The sequence below is a fragment of the Microcoleus sp. CAWBG27 genome (genome assembly GCF_020883145.1).
Lineage (GTDB): Bacteria > Cyanobacteriota > Cyanobacteriia > Cyanobacteriales > Microcoleaceae > Microcoleus.
Genome location: NZ_JAHREU010000041.1, coordinates 52,326 through 68,867, shown reverse-complemented (window position 1 = coordinate 68,867; position 16,542 = coordinate 52,326). Strand labels below are relative to the sequence as shown.

Genomic DNA, 16,542 nt, shown 5'->3' with positions numbered 1-16,542 from the left:
TAGGCTTGACAGTATTCGTCTACAAAACTGACTGTAGGGACTGGTTCGCGGGGTACTACCATACATTTTAACTATTTGACGGCTTCAGGAATATTATACTATGGCTAAAGTGATGAAAGAGCGTTAGGTTGATTCAAAAAATTAAAATTTTTAATTTTCAAGTTTTATTGAATTCTGATTTATGCCTGCGGCTGAATATCTTCTGCGTTCTTTTTTCGGGCGATTTGATGTGCCGATCGCACTTTCGGCTGTGAATTTTTAATTTTAAGTTTTGAAAGCAAAAATTTAAGATTTTTCAACCAACCCCAATACGGTTTACTTAACACTTTTTATGCCCCGGAGATCCCCCTCGCATCCCCCTGGTTGTAGGGGGACTTAAGAGCTTTCTTGTCCCACCCCCTACTCCCCTTGGGAAGGGGGGTTAGGCAGGGCGGTTTTATTGTCGTCAGACAAATTAGGTATGTAGTTGCGATCTTTGCGCTCTTTCTTAATCTTATAACGCTCTTTCGTCACTCTCGTCATATAAAAACCTGGAACTTTTACACCGAGAGACTTTCCCCTTTTGAGCTTGAGGTATGGGTTCCTATCAGTTTGCGATCGCCAGATTGCCCATTGAGTATAAGTTTCATCAGTTGGCTGCAATTTTTATTTTTCTGGAGTGACAAAAGAGCGATAAAGAGCGCTCTTCGCGCAACTACGTACCTTGGCCGATCGCGCGAGCCGACCTTTGAGCGATACTTTTGGTAGTTTTATATCTCCTATCCTGACAATTAATCCACCCTGCTTGGGAAGGGGGGTTAGGGGGGATCTGCCTTATGTAAACCGTATTGCAACCAACCCTTGCGCCTGTTGGTTGGGAGGATTTCTCAAAAAATGCCGCGCAGTTCAGGATCGCTGGCTGCGCGGCAATCTATCTCAAAACACTCGTTTTAGTCTTCGTCCTCGTCAAAGTCGTAACCGATATCATCATCATCATCGGCGATCGCACCTAAGGAATCATCATCAGTATCAGGGACAAAATCGTCCTCATCAACCTCAACTTCCTCAAAATCCTCATCGGATTCAATGTCAGAGGCGCGACCAACATCAAAAGGACTTTCGATCGTATACTTGCGACGGGCAGTGCGATCGTCCACAACATCCTCCTGCAAATCCTGGATGTCGTCGTCAAACACGGCACCGTCAAAACCGGCATCCTGAACGCTGGCATCCTCATAGGCGTTGAACCCAGTGCCGGCAGGAATCAGGCGGCCGATAATCACGTTTTCCTTGAGGCCGCGCAGCCAGTCAGACTTGCCTTCGATCGCAGCTTCGGTAAGCACCCTTGTGGTTTCTTGGAAGGAAGCAGCGGAAATAAAGCTGTCGGTATTGAGCGAAGCTTTGGTAATCCCCAACAGTACGGGAGTGTAATCTGCTGGCGCTCCGCCGGTAATCGACATCGCTTCGTTCACCTGTTCGACTTGGCGCAGTTCGACTAACTCGCCCGGGAGCATGGTGGTGTCGCCGCCATCCTCCATCCGCACTTTGTTGGTCATCTGGCGGACGATGACTTCGATGTGTTTGTCGGAAATATCCACGCCTTGAGACTGGTAAACCGATTGCACTTCGTTGACGAGGAAAGTCTGCACCTGCTGGAAACTCTCCAAAGCAGCCTCGAAGGTAGGCTGGCGCTCTTTGAGTACCTGGAAAAATACTTCCAGAATTTCGTGGGGGTTGGCGGGCCCGTCGGTTAAGGCTTCGGCGACGCCAACGCGCTGTCCGTCAGTGACGATCGGGTTTTGGCCGGGTAATAAAGGATATTGCTCGATCCGGCCGTCATCTTCTACTACTGCCAGTTCGATCATATCGTCGTCGTTAACTACCTGAGCCGTCCCTGGGCGCTTGGCTAAAATGCAAGCTTCCTTCGGTTTCCGGCCTTCGAGCAATTCCTCAATCCGGGGTAAACCTTGAATGATGTCCCCAGTTTTGGCTCGCTCGAACACCAGGATGACTAAGTTGTCTCCCCGTTGCACCAAGTCGCCGTCGTCTACGTGGAGCACCGCACCCCCGGAAACCCGGTAAGGACGGGCTACTCGCAAAACTATTTTGGCTTGTTCTCCGCTATCGGAGGCCGGTATAACTTTCACGACTTGGCCGGACTCTTCCAGAATGACTCCCGGCGCTACTTCGGTACCGGCTACGAGTAATTGACCGGGGCTAACTTCCGGCGTACCCGCTACTGAAACTGTCACAGAATCGGCATCCCGCATGACTAACAACCGGCGGATGGGTTCGCCCTGCCCTTCGCGGATGCCCCGGACGATCCCCGCTTCTTTGCAGAGAATCTCGGTGCGGGCGACTACTGCGCTGGGGGCGATCGACTGTCCGTCCTCTACCAGCAGCCTGGTGTGGGTGCTGCCTTGGGTCGGATCGGCCGATACGTCCCGCCGAATTACCAGCGATTCCAAAATTACCAACTGCAAGCGGAAAATCCGAGAAGGCGCTGCGACTTCTTCGCCTTCAACCAGAACCATTTCTTGCGACGCCACCGCCGCTTCGTCGCCACCCCAAGCCGGGCCGGAACCATCGGCACCAAAAGCCAAGGCGTCCCCCTCATCGGGCAAAAGTTCGATATCCGCAGCCAGTTGCGGCGCCCCGGAACCGATTTCTAAGATGAGCTGAGTCCGCAGCAGTTCGAGTCCTTCGACTGATTTGACGCGCTCTCCGTCTTTGTAGGGGAGGCGCTGGACTGCTTTGAGGGCGATCGACTCGTTGAGCGCTGTTTGAGAAGGTATGGGTGGTTTGTCGGGTACGGGGAACTCGACGACGGGGCGCAGCAGCAATGCCGGGCCTTCGGGGGTTTCGATGTATTCCGCATAGCCGAGTTCTTCGGCAACCAAGCCGGGGAAGATTTCTTGACCCGCACTGACTATTTGACCTTCGCCCAAAGTGAGCGGCGGGCGATCGACCGAGTGCAGCGTCCCGGGCTTGATCACAATTTCCCGGAGGATGTCGTTTTTCTGGGTAACTTCTACCGCACCGCTGGTTTGGCAGAAAATATCTTTGACGACTTCGGTACCGGCTTCGACGTACTGGCCGTCTTCTACCAACAGCAGGGAGATGTCTTTGTTGACTTCGTGGCATTCTTCGGGAATCCACAGCAGGGTGCCGCCCTTGACAACTTCGTAGCCGAGTTTGGCTTTGCCGCGCTTGTGGACTTCGACGCCGGCGTATTTGACGATGCCTCCGGTGGCCGTGCGGTAGCTGTCGTCGAGCAATTCTGCCACCACTTCGCCGTTGATGACTTTGCTTCCTGGTGCTGTTTTCAGCGAAAACCGTTGGTTGGAAGCGGTTTCGATGATGTAGTGGTCGCGGCCGCCCGCACTTTCTGCCCGGACGATCGCTTGGTCTAACAGCACTTGAGCCGTGATGATTTCGATTTCTCGCTCGTCAGCGATGCGGACTACGCCGCCGTGCTCCGAGATCAGTTTGGTTTCGGCGATGACGCTGTTGGCTGCGATGCGATCGCCATTTTTGACCGCAGGTTCGGCACCCGGGAGCAAGTTGTAGACTTCGCCCGAAAGAATCCAAATCAGCCCGCCCCTGCTGGCGGTGCGAGTGGTATTGCCTTGACGGTCGGTTTTTTCTTCCGGTACCAAGTCGGCAAACTTCGCTTCGCCGGCCAAGTCGGAGGCTACGTCCGTGGTGACTTTTTCAGTGGTTTTGCGGGCGGCGCGTCCGACGATCGGCACTTCTGCCAAAACTTGACCGGGGATGGCGCGCTGTCCGTCTTTGACCATCAGAGTCGAACCTTGGACGATCGCGAATTCTACTTTCAGTTTCTGATTTTTGGCGCCGGATTTGCCTTCTTCGTAGCCGTCGCCCTCGAATACAAGTTTGCCGTTGTTTTCGGCGACGAGGGCTTCTTCACCGTGTCTGGTACGGAAGGCGCGGGTGCGTAAGTTCTTGAACTTGGCGGTACCGGGAAAAGGTGCCCGTTCTTGTTTTGCAACTTCTCCAGTAAATACACCGCCCGTGTGGAAGGTACGCATCGTGAGTTGGGTTCCCGGTTCCCCGATCGACTGAGCGGCAATAATCCCGATCGCTTCTCCCATATCCACCATTTGCAAGTGGGCGAGACTCCAACCGTAGCAGCACTGGCAAACCGAACGGGTGGCTTCGCAAGTTAGGGGCGATCGTAAATAAACTTCCGGCACTCCCGACTTACCAATTTCCCCTGCCAGCTCCTCAGTAATCGGCTGGTTGCGGACAGCTCTTTCCTTCTCAAAAGTCACGATTTGTTTGGTTTTGGGATCGACCACATCTCGGGCCAACACCCGCCCCAGCAGCCGATCTTTCAGGGGAATCAGCACAGTAGCACCGTCAGTCATCGGCCGCACGCGAATTCCCCGTTGGGTGCCGCAGTCTACTTCCCGCACGATGACATCTTGGGATACATCCACTAACCGACGAGTCAGGTAGCCCGAGTCGGCGGTGCGGAGGGCAGTATCTACTAAGCCTTTGCGGGCTCCATAGGATGAAATGATGTACTCGGTAACGGTGAGTCCTTCCCGGAAGTTGGTTTTAATTGGCAAGTCGATGATTTCCCCTTGGGGGTCTGCCATCAATCCACGCATTCCGACGAGTTGCCGCACTTGGGAGATGTTCCCCCGGGCGCCGGAGAATGCCATCATGTACACCGAGTTCAACGGGTCGGTGGCGCGGAAGTTTTTGACTACTTCGTCTTTGAGGTCTTCCGAGGTGCTGTTCCAAGTGTCGATTACTTTTTGGAAGCGTTCGACTTCGGTGATTTCGCCTCTGGTATATTTCTGTTCGGTAATCCGGATTTCTTCTTCGGCTGCTTCGAGCAGTTGTCGTTTGATTGGCGGTACTTGGAGGTCGTCTACGCTAATCGAAACTCCCGCTCTGGTCGCAAACCGAAAACCCAAGTCTTTGAGTTTGTCGGCCATTTGCGCCGTGCGGGCCGTTCCATAGTTCATGAATGACCAAGAGATTAATTTTTTGAGCTGACCTTTGTCAACAACTCGATTGCGAAAAACAATTTCCTTCTTTTCTGTCATTTTTCTGTTGTTAGTAATTTAGTCATTAGTTCTGTCCGCGCTCGCGAACGTTATTAGTCATGAGTCATTTGTCATTGGTCATCAGTCATTGGTAATTAATAAAATTTCAGCAGCCTAATATCGATATTTAGGGTGCGCCTCGTGTGCGTCGGCACTAAGTCGCACCTCATTTTTTTCGTCTTTCGGACTTGCCAATCACCAATCACCAAGAATAATGAGTTTAAAGCCTCCTCCTTCGAGGGGGAAATAAAACAAAATTATTCACTGTTTGAATCCTCTGACTTATAGGTAGAGGTCGCTCTACCACGGTCAACTGTCAACTGTCAATTGTCAACTGTCAACTGTTGAACATCTTTCTAATTGTTAATTACCGATTCGATCGTTTGGTGATAAATAATCCTGCCCGGAGTAGTCCGAATAAACTGATTGATCCTCTTACCCTCTGCATCTTCCCGAACGCGACGGAACTTGTATTCTTTCGTCACAGTACCGTCAGTCGATCGATCCACCTTCAGCGGTTCACCTTCGGGTTCTGTGTTTTCGATCGCGCCTTGAAACCTCACCCACACGTAGGAGTGCAAGTCCACGATGCCTTGTTCGTAAGCGACAACCGCATCATTAAGATTAGAGAAGTAGTGACCTGCTCCTTTTTGACCGTTAGGATTGTCGGCTGTCAAGTAATAGCAACCGAGCACCATATCTTGAGAAGGAGTGACGATCGGTCTTCCAGTTGCCGGCGACATAATGTTGTTAGAAGCCAGCATCAGCAAGCGCGCTTCAGCCTGAGATTCCAGAGACAAAGGCACGTGTACCGCCATTTGGTCGCCATCAAAGTCAGCGTTAAAAGCCGGACAGACTAGCGGGTGAAGCTGAATCGCCCTCCCGTCCACCAAAATCGGCTCAAAGGCTTGAATCCCCAAACGGTGCAGCGTAGGGGCCCGGTTCAGCATGACGGGGTGTCCTTCAATCACTTCTTGCAGCACGTCCCAAACGCTAGGATCGTTGCGTTGAATCAATTTTTTGGCTGCTTTGATGTTGTTGACCAATCCTTGGCGGATCAGGCGGTGGATGACAAAGGGCTGGAAAAGCTCGATCGCCATTTCCCTCGGCAAACCGCACTGATGAATCTTCAGTTTCGGCCCCACCACAATTACCGAACGTCCAGAATAGTCAACCCGTTTACCCAGCAAGTTTTGCCGGAAACGACCTTGTTTCCCTTCAATAATGTCCGAAAGCGACTTCAGCGGACGGTTGTTTGCGCCCACGACAGTTCGGCCCCGGCGGCCGTTATCAATCAGCGCATCCACAGCTTCTTGTAACATCCGCTTTTCGTTGCGAATGATAATTTCCGGCGCCAAAATTTCTTGCAATCTGGCTAAGCGATTGTTGCGGTTAATAACTCTCCGATAAAGGTCATTCAGGTCACTCGTTGCAAAACGTCCACCGTCTAGCTGTACCATCGGCCGCAAGTCTGGGGGAATCACCGGAATCACATTGAGTACCATCCAATCGGGATGAGAACCCGTAGCGATAAAGTTGTCAATTACGCGCAAACGTTTAATTAACTTCGCGCGTTTTTGACCTTTAGCATTAGCAATATCTTCCCGCAGCTTTTCCGCTTCGCTCTCTAGCGGAATATTTTGCAGCAAAACTTGCAAAGCTTCCGCACCAATGCCTACTTCTACGCCTGTCAGCGTGGAATCTTCGCTGTAAAGTTCATCTTCTATTTCCAGCCAAGCATCTTCGGTAAGCAATTGCTTATATTGGAGCTTTTCCGCATTACCAGCATTCAGCACAACATAGGCATTGAAATAGACAATTTGTTCGACATCTCGCAGCGGCATATCTAACAGAATTGCCATGTAACTGGGGATGCCCTTGAGATACCAAACGTGAGCTACTGGAGCTGCTAATTTGATAAATCCCATGCGGTGGCGGCGGACGCGAGATTCAGTAACTTCAACACCGCATCTCTCGCAAACAATGCCTCTATGACGAACTCTTTTGTACTTGCCACAATGACATTCCCAATCTTTTGCAGGCCCAAAAATGCGCTCGCAAAACAATCCGTCCATTTCAGGCTTTAATGTTCTGTAGTTGATCGTTTCTGGCTTGATTATTTCGCCAACCATCTGACCATTGGGCAAAGTTCTCTCTCCCCATTGTCGAATTCTTTCTGGTGAAGCTAACCCAATCTTTACGTAATCAAATCGTTGTTCTATCTTAGCCATTCTTGACTCCAATCGATGATTTACTTGAAATTATTTGCTGTAATTTATCTGTTTTGATTGATTTTTGGGCAATTAAATCAATGTCAGACTCCTTTATATGTGACATTATTTTTAATGTCATAAATGACACTTGTCGATACTGCAAATTCCAGAGAAATTTTAGCAATGGATTCTCCAGCTTTAATTCGTTCTCGCACATCCTCTGCTTGAGCAAAAGTCAGCTTGCGATCGAGATATCCACCCATACGAGGAATCGGAACCTCTTCGCCTTCTTCCTTCCAAGTCAGGTGATACTTAATATTGTGTATAGTTATCGGATGTACGCTGTATGCTTCAGCTATATCCTTCATTCTTTCTCCTGCTGCTAGTTTTTGCCGGATTTCTCGCACTTTTTCCCAGTCTAATTTGGCATTGGAAAGGGGATGACTTTTTCCTTGGGTGCGTCCTTTTTTGGAAGCATCTAATAAATTCTGAGTGCGAGTACCAGCCCAGAGGTGTTCTGGATTAATACAACTGGGAGTATCGCAAGTATGACAAGCATCCATATAAGTTGGAAGTTCATATCCTAATTTCTCTGCTAAAACAGCACGAGTAACTGTTGCCTGTTTTCCATCTTTTGTAAAATACTTGCCATAGCCCGCACCGTCTTTTGCACCTTGGAAAATTATGCAGCCATTGTCTTGAATTTCTCCTACAAAGCGTGGGGAAACTGTGGTGAAGTTATCGGGGATATTTGCCTGAAGTATCTTAGCAATAGTTTCATATTGTACCCCATACTCTTTTACTAGGTGGTTCTTGGCTGTTCCAGATAAATATTTAGTCTGAATTTCGCGCAGTTGTTGGATTGACAATTTACCACTTCCCGGAATACTTTTGCGTCTGGGAGTTTTGCGATCGCGCCCCATCATCTGCCCGGTATTCTCAGCAGCAGACCCCGCTACGAGATGTTCCGGGTTGATGCAGCTTCGATTGTCGCAGGTGTGGCAAGCAAAATAACCGGAATCGAGGAATCCTGCTATTTTCGATTCGAGGACTAAGCGGTGGACTAATACCGTTTTGCCATCGAGCCACTTGCGCCCGTAACCGTTTTTCAACTTACTGCCTTGCCAGTTAATACAGCCTGTCTCCCGATCGAATTCTCCTTCAATTCCGGGGATAACTGTTACAATAATCATGTCAGCGTCTCTCCTTGTTAGAGCGTTGATTCGCCTCAACAGTGGTACGAACACTGTTGAGGCATTTTCATTTGAGAGTATCGATTAAAGATTTTAGATTGAATGTTGCCAAAAAATCTAAAATCTTTAATCTCTAATCCTCGTCGAGTTCGTCGCGAGAAAGCGATTCGTAAGTAGGCCTGGAGGGCGATCGCCGCCCGCCAGCATCTGCCATCAAATCTACCTCTACGTGCTCGCTGCCTTCGTCGTTCGTATTCACCTTGTGCACGGCAATGTCCAAGCACAAAGACTGCAACTCCCGCATCAGCACTTTGAACGATTCCGGCGTACCGGGGCGGGGAATAGCTTTGCCTTTGACGATCGCATTCAAAGCCTCATTTCTACCCTGCATATCGTCCGACTTGACAGTCAGCAACTCTTGCAAAGTATAAGCTGCGCCGAACGCTTCGAGAGCCCAAACTTCCATTTCTCCGAACCGCTGACCCCCCTGCTGCGCTTTGCCACCCAAAGGCTGCTGCGTTACCAGCGAGTAAGGGCCCGTGCTCCGGGCGTGGATTTTGTCGTCTACCAAGTGGACGAGTTTGAGCATATAGGCGATGCCGACTGTTACCGGGCGATCGAACGGTTCGCCGGTGCGGCCGTCGTAAACTATAGTTTTGCCTGGGTGTTTTTCGTTAAATACCCAAGGTTTGCCAGTTTTTTCGCGCGCCTCCTCTAACTTGCCGTGAACGGTTTCCCGCGACTTTTCAGCCCCGTGCATTTCGTCAAACGGCACCATCTTGAACCGCATCGACAAATTTTCGCCGGCCCAGCCCAGCAAGCACTCGAAAATCTGACCTACGTTCATCCGCGACGGTACGCCCAACGGGTTGAGCACGATGTCAACCGGGGTGCCGTCGGGTAGGTAGGGCATATCTTCCATCGGCAGAATCCGGGAGACGATACCTTTGTTACCGTGGCGGCCGGCCATTTTGTCGCCGACTTGAATCTTGCGTTTTTGGGCTACGTAAACGCGGACAACCATGTTGGCGCCGGGGGGCAGTTCGTCGCCCTGTTCCCGGGTAAAAACGCGCACGTCCACGACGCGGCCTTTTTCGCCGTTGGGTACGCGGAGGGAGTTATCGCGCACGTCTCGGGCTTTTTCGCCGAAGATTGCTCTGAGCAGTTTTTCTTCGGGGGGTTGGTCGGATTCGCCTTTCGGAGTCACCTTCCCTACCAAAATGTCGCTGGCTTCTACCCAAGCACCTTTGCGAATGATGCCCTGTTCGTCTAGCTGGCGCAGTGCGTCTTCGCCGACGTTGGGAATTTCCCGGGTGATTTCTTCGGGGCCGAGTTTGGTTTGGCGGGCTTCGATTTCGTATTTCTCGATGTGAATCGAGGTGTATACGTCTTCGTACACCAAACGCTCGCTAATGAGCATGGCGTCTTCGTAGTTGTATCCCTCCCAGGGCATATATGCTACGAGGATGTTGTGTCCCAGGGCGAGTTCGGCGCCTTCGGTGGAGGAACCGTCGGCGAGCACTTGACCTGCTACGACGCGATCGCCCTCATAGATCAAAGGACGCTGGTTTAAACAGGTATCCTGGTTAGAGCGCTGATATTTTTGCAATTCGTGTTCGATGCAGCCGGCATATTTTTGCTTCCACACCGAGGGCTGTTTGGCTCTGAGCTCGTCGTATTCGCGAATCATGAAATGTTCTTCGCTGGAATTCGACTCAGCATCTACCGCCATGGGCTTGACAATAATCCGGGTAGCGTCGATGTAAATTACTTCGCCGTTAATTTTGGAAACTACCACCATCCCGGAATCTCGGGCGGCTTGAGCTTCCAAGCCCGTACCCACGAGGGGGCGTTCTGGTTTCAGTAGCGGCACAGCTTGCCGCTGCATATTCGAGCCCATCAGAGCTCGGTTGGCGTCGTCGTGTTCCAAGAACGGGATCAGGGAGGTGGCGACGGAGACGATTTGCACTGGCGAAATCGCCATGTAGTCCACCTGCATCGGGGTGGTGGTGGTGAATTCTTGGCGGTAGCGCACGGCTACGGTTTCGCCCAAGAGGTTGTTGTTTTCGTCGAGGCTGATGTCTCCGGGGGCGACGCGCAAGTCGTCTTCTTCATCGGCTGTCATGTAAACCGGGGCTTTGTCCCGCAGTACCTGTCCTTTTTCGACTGGGTAGAATGGGGTTTCGATGAAGCCGTAGGGGTTGACGCGGGCGTGGGTTGCCAAAGAACCGATGAGTCCGGCGTTAGGGCCTTCTGGTGTTTCAATGGGGCAAATCCGGCCGTAGTGAGACGGGTGAATGTCCCGCACTGCGAAACCTGCGCGTTCGCGAGTCAAGCCTCCTGGGCCGAGGGCGGACAGCCGGCGTTTGTGGGTCAGTTCTGCTAAAGGATTGGTTTGATCCATGAACTGGGATAGCTGGGAGGAACCGAAGAATTCCTTAATGGCGGCTACCAGCGGTTTCGGGTTAACTAGGGAAGCAGGGCTGAGGGCGTCGGCATCGGAAACGGTCATCCGTTCGCGGATAATCCGTTCTAGGCGGTTCAATCCGACGCGCACTTGGTTTTGCAACAGTTCGCCCACACTGCGGACGCGACGGTTGCCTAAGTGGTCGATGTCATCCGTTGAGCCGATGTCGAATTCGAGGTTTATAAGATAGTCGATCGCCGTCAAGATATCTTGGGATGTCAGTACCCGCATCGTATCGGGGACTGTCAACCGCAGTTTCTTGTTGAGTTTGTAGCGGCCTACCCGGCCCAAATCGTAGCGTTTGGGGTCGAAAAAGCGCGAGTTGAGGAGCTGTTCGCCACCAGCTACGGTGGGGGGTTCACCCGGACGGAGTTTGCGGTAGAGCTCCATCAAAGCTTCTTCTTCGCCGAATTGTCCTTCTTTCTCGATCGTCTTTTGGAAGTATTCGGGGTGGCGCAGGCTGTCGTAGATTTCGCCGTCTGTCAAGCCTAGGGCTTTTAGCAGCACTTGGGCTGACAGTTTGCGGGTTTTGTCGATTCTCACCCAGACTAAATCGTTTTTGTCGGTCTCAAACTTGAGCCACGCGCCGCGGTTGGGAATCAGACTGGCGTTGTAGGAACGGCGGCCGTTTTTGTCGGTTTCTGATTTGTAGTATACCCCGGGCGATCGGACGATTTGGTTGACGATGACTCGTTCCGCACCGTTGATGATGAAAGTGCCGCGTTCGGTCATCAACGGCAAATCGCCGATGAAGACTTCTTGCTCTTTGATTTCGCCTGTTTCTTTGTTAATCAAGCGGGTGGGGACATACATTTGCACCGAGTAGGTGCTGTCCCGGCGCTTAGCTTCGTCTACATCGTATTTCGGGCGCTTGAGTTTGAAGTCTTTACCGATGAAGTGGAGTTCCAGCTTTCCCGTGTAGTCTGTAATCGGGGAGAAGCTGTCTAGTTCTTCAATCAGTCCGGCTTCTAGGAACCAGCGAAAACTTGCCCGCTGGATTTCGATCAAGTCGGGCAAGGTGAAGGCGAATTCTGTGTAATCTTTAGTCGTCATGGGTGTCCTTTTTCCGCAGTGGCTCTAGCTTTTTACATGGCGCCAAGGCTTGGCGTTTTTACCTTGTTGCGTTTTTTTGATGGATTGTGTGAGAGAATTTATATGATGTTTTCGATCGCCTACCAACTGCTGCAACGGTTATTTTTATTGGTTGCTCGCATTATTTTTGTGCGGGTTCTGCCTGCGATCGAGATTCTTTTAGCTCCGATCTCTTGGTACTCCAGGGTAAATCCCTTACACATTTGACTCCTAAAATTGACTTTACAGCTATTGCCAAATTGCTGAGGTTCCAAGTTGCTTGTAATGTGTAAAATTGAGTGTAAGTTTGAGGTATTGCTTGACGTTTTTGTCTGCCCGGAAGGTTAGCGCGCCCTCGCCCAAGCTAGCAGTTCGGCGACTGCGACGGCTCCCAGAGCAAGCGATCGCCCGATCGGTCGGTTCTTTTTATTATTATAGGACGCAAATCCGATCGCACTACGCCAACTCCCAAAGAATCTGAGATTAAGGATGAATCCGGTTTTTGGATCGGGATATAGATGGGATTTTTCCTATCTTTTGCCCCGAACTGCACCTGTTTTCCTCGTTTCTCTACGCGCTAGCAACTAAAGTGACAACCCGAATAGCTGACAGGCATTTTCGGTTGTCTGCTGGGACAAAGTTAACAGAGAAACTCCTCTCAATTTAGCAACTTGCTCGGCTACGTAATAGACGTAAGCTGGTTCGTTGCGTTTTCCCCGCTGGGGTACGGGCGCGAGAAAAGGGCAATCTGTCTCGACTAGGATGCGATCGCTATTTACCATACAAGCTGATTCTTGTATTTGCAAGGCTTTTTTAAAGGTGACAGTGCCGCTAAAACTGATGTAGAAACCCAGATCTAAAAACCACTGGGTTTCTTCTGGCGTGCCTCCCCAGCAGTGCATCACCCCGCGCACCGGGCCGCGTCTTTCCCAAAAGTTCCGCAGCATTTCGGCCATCGGGGCGGCGGCGTCGCGGCAGTGGATAATGACTGGTTTGTCAAGTTCCCGGGCAATTTCAAGCTGTGCCTCAAACACTTTAAACTGGTGTTCGCGATCGTCAGCCTTAAAAAAGTCTAGTCCTGTTTCGCCGATCGCCACTACCCGAGAGTCAGAACTTGCCAATTCCCTAATCAGGCTTGCAGTTTCGTCTTTCCACTTGGCGGCATCTAGGGGATGAAGCCCCACCGCAAAAGAGACTTCTGCAAACTGATTGGCAATTGCTTGAATTCCAGCAAACTCTTCGGGCTCTACACAAGAATGAACCAATCGAACTACACCAGCTTCGCGCCAGCGTTCTCGAATGGCTTCTAACTCCGACTTGAAAGTCTGAAAGTTGATATGAACGTGAGTATCGATGAGCTGCATGGGCGAATTGGAGACTGAGAGAGTGGGGGAGTGCGAGATTGGGGGAGGGGGGAGTGCGAGATTGGGGGAGGGGGAGAGGGGGAGAGGGAACAAATCTTCTCTCTTCCTTGCTTCCTGCTACTTTTTCCCTTCTTCCTTACTTCCTGCTGCTTTTTTCCTTATTCCGACTTCCATCGGACTTCCATCCCTTACATTCGTTACATCCGTTACAAAATCCGTTGCCGAACTTCTTCCTTCTTCCGACTTCCATCGGACTTCCATCCTGTACATCCGTTACATCTTGTACATTGATCGTTGCCGAACTTCCTTCTTCTGTCTTAGGATGCTACTTGTGTTTCGTGTGGCTTGAGGGTTCTTGCCAAGCGGGACTTTTTGCGAGCGCCGTTGTTACGGTGCAATACACCTTTTTTCACAGCTTTGTCTATTTTGCTATAGGCCTCAGACATCCGCTGCTGGACTTCTTGCATTAATTCTGGTGTCGGAGATGCGGCGTATTTATCGACGGCTGCAAAATACTTTTTCATCAAAGTTTTTACCGCTGACTTGTACGACTTGTTGTACAAGCGGTTGCGCTCGGCGATTTTGACTCGTTTGACGGCGGACTTAATATTTGCCATAGTTCAGTTTGTGGAAGTAGGTATTGATTGATACATCATAGTCTCAAGATAGTCTCAAGACACGGAGATTTTGAGGGACAATCTTTTCGGGTGGGAGCCGCAAAAAGCTTGATTTTTTTAAAGCTGAGTCAGCCATGAGCCGATCGATCGGATTCAAGCTGAGCCTGGGGCTACTTGTTCAAGAGCGATCGCGCAATAATTTTTAATTGACTCATTTAACTGCCCTTTTTTTACCTCTGACGATACCCAAAGGTATGACAAGGGTGCGATCGAGGCGTCTTGCGGGGTTTCACACCGTCACGAGTTAAAGTCACGGTTTATTGCGCGCAATTTTCAAGTATACAATAACTTGGCGTTTTTTTATAAAAAATTATCAGGTGTCGAAAAAACTAATATAGCATCGATTCGGCTCAAAATCCCATTCCCTGAAAAATCCAAGTTAAGCTATAACAAAGAGTACGGGTTATTTGGGCTTCGTCGAAGGAAGAAGGAAGAAGGAAGAGGGAAGAGGGAAGAAGGAAGAAGGAAGAGGGAAGATTTTTTCCTTCTCCCCCTCTCCCCCTCTCCCCCTCTCCCCCTCCTCCCCTCCTCCCTCCCTCTGTGCACCCGGTTCTATGACCAAAAAACGAGCCTCCCGTGCCCCTGGCTTCAGACACGGGGATAAGTCGGCGGCGGTTTCAACCGCCTTGAGTATTTGATATAATTCAAGTAGCAAGTAAGAATAACCATCTGCGTGTTGAAACAACCTAGTGCGGTGAAATCCCGGCAACGGACATATCCGACTTGATTCGGAATAGTTAAAGGGCAAACAAAAGGCAGGTTGTTGAGCGTACCGTATCTTTGGCATTAGTGATGGACTCCGAAAACATAAAAAAGCTAAAAGTATACGCAAAGTTTGGATTTGTCTAAGCTGAGTGGGTAGAGGCGCTTTGATTTCGCCTTTGAAAGTTCAAATACGAACTCTTCAAGAATCTCCGTCCCTTTAGGGCTGGGGAGTATCAATTGTCGTCAGTTTGGCAAAAAAATCCTCGACAGAGATTTAAACGCTGCACTGGCGATGGGAAACGAAGCCTTTGAAACAGCCGCGAGACTCGCGGTTTAAGCTTGTGGGCTGGTGGTGGCTGACTTATCCAGGAGATAGTCACAAAAATCCCCAATTGTCAAGCAAATCAAGCGTGAATTATTGACGGCATTCCTAATCTCCATGCTGCGAATTATTACTCAGTGGGTTGAGGCGCAAGCTGAACTGCGACGAATCTGCGATCGCACCCACGACGAACTTGTTATTCACAAAGAAGCCACCGTGCGGGAGGTGCTGCAAGCTGTAAGGCGCAAAGGCGATCAGGCTGTGCTGCAATATACTGCTGAATTTGACCGCATGACTCTAAATGCGGCGGATTTGCGCGTGAGTGGCGCCGAATTGGATGCTGCTTATCAGCAAATATCGAAAGAATTATTAAATGCCATCCGGCTTGCTTGCAAACAGGTAGAAGCGTTTCACCGACAGCGCGTCCCCAAATCTTGGGTGCAGTTTGGTGATGACGAGGTTGTTTTGGGCAAGCGCTACACGCCAGTCGATCGCGCGGGAATTTACATCCCTGGCGGTCAGGCGTCCTATCCCAGCTCGGTAATCATGAATGCGGTGCCTGCAAAGGTCGCCAAGGTTCCGAAACTGGTGATGTGTACTCCCCCCGGACAGGAGAAGAAAATGAATCCTGCGGTGCTAGTAGCGGCTCAGGAGGCGGGAGTTGATGAGATTTATCGGGTAGGTGGGGCCCAGGCGATCGCAGCTTTGGCCTACGGTACAGAAACTATTCCCAAGGTAGATTTAATTACTGGGCCGGGGAATATTTACGTAACGCTGGCGAAAAAACTGGTTTACGGAACTGTCGGGATCGATTCTCTGGCGGGGCCGTCGGAGGTGCTGATTATTGCTGATGCTTCGGCGAATCCCGTACACGTAGCTGCGGATATGTTGGCTCAAGCCGAGCACGATTCGATGGCGTCGGCGATTTTGCTGACGGCGGATTCGGTGTTGGCTAGAAAGGTAGTGGCTGAGGTTGACAGACAATTGGTAAATCACCCGCGCCGGACTTTGACGGAAAAGGCGATCGCCAATTACGGTTTAGTAGTAGTGGTTGAGTCCCTGAAGGCGGCGGCGGAACTGTCTAACGAGTTTGCTCCCGAACACTTGGAATTGCAAGTGGCAGATCCCTGGGCTTTGCTCGACCAAATTCGGCACGCTGGGGCGATTTTCCTGGGCTTATCGACACCGGAAGCTGTGGGCGATTATTTGGCTGGCCCGAATCATACTTTGCCGACTTCTGGTGCTCCGCGCTATGCTTCGCCGCTGGGTGTGGAAACTTTTATGAAGCATTCGAGTTTGATTCAATATTCGCCGGCTGCACTGAAGAAGGTGGGTAGGGCGATTAATGTGTTGGCCGAAGCTGAGGGTTTACCTTCTCACGCTGATTCGGTGCGCTTGCGGACTGGAAATGAGGGAGATGATGAGTTTTAGATGGTAGAGTTGAGGTTGGCGATCGATATTTACGCACTT

General features: G+C 50.7%; 8 protein-coding genes. 1 reads left to right on the top strand and 7 read right to left on the bottom strand.

The window, feature by feature from the left end; genetic code table 11:
- Positions 1–929: 929 nt before the first annotated feature.
- The 7 genes from QZ938_RS21130 to rpsT all read right to left on the bottom strand — a co-directional run bounded on the left by QZ938_RS21130 (position 930) and on the right by rpsT (position 13,985).
- The gene (locus QZ938_RS21130; RefSeq protein WP_293353074.1) at positions 930–5,060 is read right to left on the bottom strand and encodes a DNA-directed RNA polymerase subunit beta''; all 4,131 of its coding nucleotides are present in this window, start codon (positions 5,058–5,060) and stop codon (positions 930–932) included.
- Positions 5,061–5,416: 356 nt separating this feature from the next.
- On the bottom strand, positions 5,417–7,291 hold the full coding sequence (locus QZ938_RS21125; protein ID WP_293153451.1) for a DNA-directed RNA polymerase subunit gamma: 1,875 nt from the start codon (positions 7,289–7,291) through the stop codon (positions 5,417–5,419).
- A gap of 83 nt (positions 7,292–7,374) precedes the next feature.
- Positions 7,375–8,466, bottom strand: coding sequence for an HNH endonuclease (locus QZ938_RS21120; RefSeq protein WP_293353076.1), 1,092 nt, complete (start codon positions 8,464–8,466; stop codon positions 7,375–7,377).
- A gap of 133 nt (positions 8,467–8,599) precedes the next feature.
- Entirely contained in the window at positions 8,600–11,986 is a 3,387-nt protein-coding gene (gene rpoB, locus QZ938_RS21115) for a DNA-directed RNA polymerase subunit beta (RefSeq protein ID WP_293353078.1), read from the bottom strand.
- 602 nt (positions 11,987–12,588) lie between these two features.
- The gene (locus QZ938_RS21110; RefSeq protein WP_293153439.1) at positions 12,589–13,368 is read right to left on the bottom strand and encodes a TatD family hydrolase; all 780 of its coding nucleotides are present in this window, start codon (positions 13,366–13,368) and stop codon (positions 12,589–12,591) included.
- A 117-nt stretch (positions 13,369–13,485) separates the two neighbouring features.
- Entirely contained in the window at positions 13,486–13,629 is a 144-nt protein-coding gene (locus QZ938_RS21105) for a hypothetical protein (protein WP_293153436.1), read from the bottom strand.
- Positions 13,630–13,685: 56 nt separating this feature from the next.
- Positions 13,686–13,985, bottom strand: coding sequence for a 30S ribosomal protein S20 (rpsT, locus tag QZ938_RS21100; protein ID WP_293153433.1), 300 nt, complete (start codon positions 13,983–13,985; stop codon positions 13,686–13,688).
- Between the two features lie 1,204 nt (positions 13,986–15,189).
- Between rpsT and hisD the strand changes: the two genes are divergently transcribed.
- A complete protein-coding gene (hisD, locus tag QZ938_RS21095; RefSeq protein ID WP_293353080.1) occupies positions 15,190–16,503 on the top strand; it encodes a histidinol dehydrogenase in 1,314 nt (437 codons plus the stop codon).
- Positions 16,504–16,542: the final 39 nt, after the last annotated feature.